We start from the raw sequence: 967 nt of genomic DNA, 5'->3' as shown, positions 1-967 counted from the left end.
GTTGCAAGGATGGACCGATGCGCAAGCTCGCAATGGCCGCGGCGCTCACCGCGCTCAGCTTCTCCGCAAATGCCGAGACCATCCAGGAGCGCGCTGCGGCGTGCTTTGCCTGCCATGGCGAGCGCGGCACGTCGGAAACCGAGAACACGCCCTCGCTCGGCGGCCAGCAGGCGCCCTATGCGCTGATCCAGCTGTTCATGTTCCGCGAGAAGCTCAGGGTATTCGACCCGATGAACGAGATGGCGAAGCCGATGACCGACGACGATTTGCGCGCCTTCTCGGATTTCATCGCCACTTTGCCGAAGCCTGTGCCGCCTGCTGACGCCGGCGACGCCGCGCGGATGGCGCGCGGCCAGGCGTTGGCGCAGCAGAACCGCTGCAACAGCTGCCACAACACCGATTTCTCCGGCAAGGATAACGTCCCCCGGATCGCCAATCAGCGCGAGGACTACCTCGCCAAGACGCTGGCCGAATACAAGGACAACAGCCGCCACGGCTACGACGCCACCATGGCGGACGTGATGCAGACGGTGACCAAGGAGCAGATCGGCGACCTTGCCTATTACATCGCGCATGTCCGCTGAAACATCGGGCGGCGCGCCGCTGGTCTTGCCCTTCGGGTGGGGCTAAAACGCCTCCGTCACACGGAGTAGCACATGCAGGATCTTTGGCGTCTGTCGGCAACCGAGCTCGCCGGCCTCATCAAATCGAAGCGGGTCTCGGCGAAGGAGGCCGCCGAGGCCGGGCTCGCCCGGCTCGATGCGGTCAACCCTGTCATCAACGCGGTGGTCGATCACCGGCCGGACGACGTGCTGGCGCAGGCGGTCGCGATCGATGCGGCAATTGCGCGCGGTGAGGCGGTCGGGCCGCTTGCCGGCGTGCCTGTCACGATCAAGGTCAATGTCGACCAGGAAGGCTACGCCACCACCAACGGCCTGAAGGCGCAGCGCGACCTGATCGCCAGGGC

General features: G+C 65.8%; 2 protein-coding genes. Both read left to right on the top strand.

The window, feature by feature from the left end:
• Nucleotides 1–584: c-type cytochrome (locus NS334_RS16655; protein ID WP_206542705.1), on the top strand; the 584-nt coding region annotated here is incomplete at its 5' end.
• A gap of 72 nt (nucleotides 585–656) precedes the next feature.
• Nucleotides 657–967: amidase family protein (locus NS334_RS16650; protein WP_241492010.1), on the top strand; the 311-nt coding region annotated here is incomplete at its 3' end.

Source organism: Sphingomonas endophytica (assembly GCF_001476895.1).
GTDB classification, from domain to species: domain Bacteria; phylum Pseudomonadota; class Alphaproteobacteria; order Sphingomonadales; family Sphingomonadaceae; genus Sphingomonas; species Sphingomonas endophytica_A.
This window is presented reverse-complemented; position numbering and strand designations above follow the sequence as displayed.